The following is a 4274-nucleotide window of genomic DNA, read 5'->3' on the forward strand; positions in this document are numbered from 1 at the left end:
TTCCGAAAAAAAGCACGCATCGTGGCCGAATGGATGATCATGGCCTGAAAAAGCACGCATCATGGCCGAATGGATGATCATGGTCTCAAGTGCAACCGGTAACAGTTCAGTGCTTCCTGGAAAATGTCCGCATGGCCAGGATGAATAAGCCCGGGAGGAAGGATCTTGTCCTTTCTCCCGGTAAAAATAAACACGACTTTACATCATGAACTGTGTCAGGATGAAAACGCATTGTGTTCAGGACAGCAAATAAAAACGATGGAGTACGACCTGTGAAAATGAAATTGGCGCTGGCGGTGCTTGTTGGTTTCATGTGGGTGAGCAGTGTGTCGCATGCCGAGGTTGATCATGCGAAAAGAATCAAGAAGTGTATAGAAGACAATCAAGAAGAGGATGCATCTGCTGAAGTCATCAAAAGATACTGCATTTGCATGAGTGGAAAAATGTCAGATAATGAAAAAAAATCTATTTCCAAATGGGAGAAGTCGCATTCTGCGGAAGTTAAAATGTGTGATAAAGAATCCGGTTGGAAATAATTCTGCTTGAAACGTGGGTATTCTTGCCCTGGAAAAAAAAGACCGTTGCGAGTGTACAAACTGGAACTTGACAATATCGGACAGTCCAAGATATCTTGCAGCGGGGGAGTGGACTTGATTCCCTGGTCCGCAGACTTCCCCATGATCCGCCAGCTATTTCCCCCCCCCACGGTCCGCAAGTTTACAATTCCTGGAGATTGACCATGAAAATCAAAAGTTCCATCGTCCTTGTCGCAGGTATTCTGATGAGCAGCAGCCTGGCTTTTGCCGGTTCGGACGATGCTGCCTGGATTGCCAAGTGCGTGATGGACAATGCCAAAGAAAATGTCTCCCCAGAGGTCATGACCAAGTATTGCACCTGCATGAATTCCAAAATGAGTGACAATGAGACCTTGTCCATCACCGCCTGGGAACAGAAAAATCCCTCCGTCATGGCTGCTTGTGAAAAAGAGTCGGGCTGGAAATAAGCCGGCACTACCGGCAAGTGTTTGAACCGGGTCGGTTGTGAAGTTGACGGGTCATGCCATGCAAGTGGCATGGCCCGTTTGTGTTTCGGAAAAATAATAATGATCAATTTTTCAGTATGGATATGGCACGCGCCATGTGTGCGGCCTATGGACAACAAGAGGATGGAAGCAGGGACTTCAGGGCTTGGGAAACAAGGGTTCCCGGTGGCGCAGGCTTGCCATATTGCGACTTGAGCGGACGGAAAAGACCATGAAGACCAGAACGGTGACGTGGATGTTGGTATTGTTGGTGATGCCATGGTTGGTGGCCATGGCAGCGGCGGAACAGGTGGTGAAAGAGGACGCTGAACCTCAGCCAGATGAAAAGACCGAAGTCAGGATGGAAGCCATGAACCGGGAAATGGTGACCAGAAGGATCGCGAAATTGCGGACGGAACCATCGGAAAATGGCAAAATTCTGGTGAGGTTGCGGGAAGGAGCCAAAGTGCATGTTCTGGGCCTGACGGAAGATCGTCGGTGGTATCTGGTCGAGGCGACCATGAGCAAGGGAATCAAAAAAGGGTATGTTTTCATGGATTCCCTGGTGGAGGAAAAGCAACAGGAAGATGTGAAAATAAATGGTGACGCGGCGCAGCAGCCCGGGTTGGAAACAGAGCGCAAGGCACAGGAGAAGAAACAAGTCCACCTGGAAACTGAACGCAAGGTCCAGGAAGAGCAACAGGCCCGTATGGAATCCGAACACAAGGTCCGGGAAGAGGAACAGGCTCGTATGGAATCCGAACGCAAGGCCAGGGAAGAGCAACAGGCCCGTATGGAGTCCGAACGCAAGGCCAGGGAAGAGCAACAGGCCCGTATGGAGTCCGAACGCAAGGCCAGGGAAGAGCAACAGGCCCGTATGGAGTCCGAACGCAAGGCCAAAGAAGAGCAACAGGTTCGTTTGGAGTCCGAACGCAAGGCCAAGGAAGAGCAACAGGACCGTATGGAATCCGAGCGCAAGGCCAAAGAAGCGTTGCAAAGCCGCCTCGAAGCAGAACGCATGGCACAAAAAAAGGAACAGACCCTGGCGGAAATGGAACACAAGGCGTGGGAGAGCGTAACAGAGAAGGGGACTGCTGAATTATTGGCAGGCATGGAGTTTGTGCGCGTGCCTGGCGGCGAGTTTGAAATGGGCTGCGGTGCGTGGCAGTCGGAATGTGAAGCGGATGAAAAACCTGCACAGCGCGTGAATGTGGGAGATTTCGAGATTGGAAAATATGAGGTGACCCAGGGGCAATGGAAAACGGTGATGGGGTCGAATCCGTCCCATTTTGATTATTGTGGGGATGATTGTCCCGTGGAAAACATTTCCTGGGATGATGCACGAGGTTTCATCAATCAATTGAACGCGCAAAACGGAAATTGCCGGTACCGGCTGCCAACGGAAAGTGAGTGGGAGTATGCCTGCCGGTCGGGAGGCAAGGAAGAAAAATATTGCGGTGGCGGCCTGGTTGACCTTGTGGCATGGTACAAAAACAACTCGGGAGAGAGGCCCCGTCGGGTCGGAAAAAAATCCCCGAACAAGCTCGGTATCCACGACATGAGTGGCAATGTCTGGGAAATGACCTGTTCAGACAGGGGACTTTACAACGAGCCGGAAAAAAGCCACACCCGGTGCAGTCATGGGGGATCTTTCCGGGTCAATCGAGGCGGAAGCTGGATCAATGGTGCGGCCCAGGTCCGCTTTGCGGATCGCAACTATACCGCCCCGGGTGACCGGTACCACATTCTGGGCTTGAGACTGGTCCGTATCTGCCAATGAAAAACAGGCCATGATCATCCTTTCGGCCGCGATGCGTGCTTTTTTTCAGAAAACCTGCAATACGTCTGACTCTTGGCGCTGAACAACGCGCCAAGAGTCAGACCATCGTGGGTTACCACCCAAAATAGAACAGATTAAAAAGGGGTTGGGATTTCGGGTTGCAGGGGAGACAAGCAAGTGGGACAAGGATTGCATCTTCCAGACTCCGTATTGGCCGAATTTTGCCAACGGCATCACATCCAGCGACTTTCCCTGTTTGGTTCCGTTCTTCGTGGAACAGATGGACCGGACAGCGATATGGATTTATTGGTGGAATTCGAGACAGATCACACACCTGGTTTTTTAAAACTGGCCGAGATGGAAGCGGAATTATCCGATTTGCTGCCTGGTCGCAAGGTGGATCTGCGCACCCCTCGCGACCTGAGCCGCTACTTTCGCGAAAACGTGTTGGCATCGGCACAGGTACAATATGCAAGATGACGATCAAATTCGTTTACATCACATGCTGGATGCTGCCCTTGATGCTTGTCAATTCATAAAAGGGCGATCTTTGCTGGATTTGGAAGATGACCGTATGTTGCTGTATGCAGTGATTCGCTGCATTGAGGTGATTGGCGAAGCTGCCGGAGAAGTTTCTCACGAATTGCGTACACATTCTTCGCACATTCCCTGGGGAGGTATCGTTTCTATGCGTAACAGATTGATTCATGGTTATTTTGATGTGGACACAAAGATTGTTTGGCAAACAGTCACAGAGGAATTGCCTGTTTTGATTATCCAGATTCGTTCATTGTTGGGGTGTTGATTTGAGATGATGTCATGATCCGCAAGAAGCATCCTGTCCTACTGGTTGCCCTGTTGTCGTGGGCTGTGGCCATGTATGGCCTGGCCTGGGGTTGGCACGGACGGCCAACGCTTTTGACAACCGGACGGCAAAAAGTACGACGGTTGCCAGGCTGGCGCGGCATGACCAACCAAACAGATGCACTACCCATGAGATCATCATGGTACCGTGTACCAGTATTTTATCTGGGTGGTTGTGTCCCTGAAACCTGGGGGGGCGGGGTTTGTGGCGGGACCGGGAGTGGCAGACGCATTTCCTGGTTGGCGTGAGGCGCAGGATTGGTGACTGGCTGTGGATTTGGCTGACTCATCTTCGTCATGGCAAACATGGCACCTATGATCAGCGCAGTCTGGGCTGCAAACATGCCTGCTGTCCATTTGATCGTGTCAACCTTGGCGGCTTCAACGTCACGTTTCAGTTCCAGGACGTGAGCATCCACCTTGGCCACATCCGCTTTGGTGGAAAGCTGTCCTTCCATTTCTTTCAAATCCCGTTTGGTTGCCAATTTCTCTGGTTGGGCAGCCTGAGAGGCTGTTCATCAATCCTCGGATAAAAAAAATTGGAAAGAAAGATATTATTGGGGCTCCGCCCCAAACCCCGCCAGGAGGAAGGGCACAGCCCTTCCTCCT

The 4274-nt window shown here is 51.2% G+C and carries 6 protein-coding genes; 5 read left to right on the forward strand and 1 reads right to left on the reverse strand.

The window, feature by feature from the left end:
* Window positions 1-272: 272 nt before the first annotated feature.
* The 5 genes from HQL65_20270 to HQL65_20290 all read left to right on the forward strand — a co-directional run bounded on the left by HQL65_20270 (window position 273) and on the right by HQL65_20290 (window position 3606).
* Window positions 273-536: a hypothetical protein gene (locus HQL65_20270; GenBank protein MBF0138572.1), complete on the forward strand. Its 264-nt coding sequence runs from the start codon at window positions 273-275 to the stop codon at window positions 534-536.
* 203 nt (window positions 537-739) lie between these two features.
* Window positions 740-1003: a hypothetical protein gene (locus HQL65_20275; protein ID MBF0138573.1), complete on the forward strand. Its 264-nt coding sequence runs from the start codon at window positions 740-742 to the stop codon at window positions 1001-1003.
* A 250-nt stretch (window positions 1004-1253) separates the two neighbouring features.
* Window positions 1254-2801 carry an SUMF1/EgtB/PvdO family nonheme iron enzyme gene (locus HQL65_20280; GenBank protein ID MBF0138574.1) on the forward strand — a complete coding sequence of 516 codons (1548 nt, stop codon included), beginning with the start codon at window positions 1254-1256 and terminating at the stop codon, window positions 2799-2801.
* Between the two features lie 177 nt (window positions 2802-2978).
* Window positions 2979-3281 (forward strand): nucleotidyltransferase family protein, encoded by a 303-nt coding sequence (locus HQL65_20285; protein MBF0138575.1) that lies wholly within the window; start codon window positions 2979-2981, stop codon window positions 3279-3281.
* On the forward strand, window positions 3271-3606 hold the full coding sequence (locus HQL65_20290) for a DUF86 domain-containing protein (protein ID MBF0138576.1): 336 nt from the start codon (window positions 3271-3273) through the stop codon (window positions 3604-3606). Before HQL65_20285 ends, HQL65_20290 begins: the two co-directional genes overlap by 11 nt.
* 220 nt (window positions 3607-3826) lie before the next feature.
* Here the strand turns inward: HQL65_20290 and HQL65_20295 are convergent, their stop codons facing one another.
* Window positions 3827-4123 (reverse strand): hypothetical protein, encoded by a 297-nt coding sequence (locus HQL65_20295; protein ID MBF0138577.1) that lies wholly within the window; start codon window positions 4121-4123, stop codon window positions 3827-3829.
* Window positions 4124-4274 lie beyond the last annotated feature (151 nt).

This window comes from Magnetococcales bacterium, from assembly GCA_015228935.1.
Classification (GTDB): Bacteria; Pseudomonadota; Magnetococcia; order Magnetococcales; family DC0425bin3; genus HA3dbin3.

What these genes read in the sequence shown, in the direction of transcription:
- HQL65_20275 (MBF0138573.1), top strand. Translation starts at nt 740, where the DNA reads ATGAAAATCAAAAGTTCCATCGTCCTTGTCGCAGGTATTCTGATGAGC.
- HQL65_20280 (MBF0138574.1), top strand. Translation starts at nt 1,254, where the DNA reads ATGAAGACCAGAACGGTGACGTGGATGTTGGTATTGTTGGTGATGCCA.
- HQL65_20290 (MBF0138576.1), top strand. Translation starts at nt 3,271, where the DNA reads ATGCAAGATGACGATCAAATTCGTTTACATCACATGCTGGATGCTGCC.
- HQL65_20295 (MBF0138577.1), bottom strand. Translation starts at nt 4,123, where the DNA reads ATGGAAGGACAGCTTTCCACCAAAGCGGATGTGGCCAAGGTGGATGCT.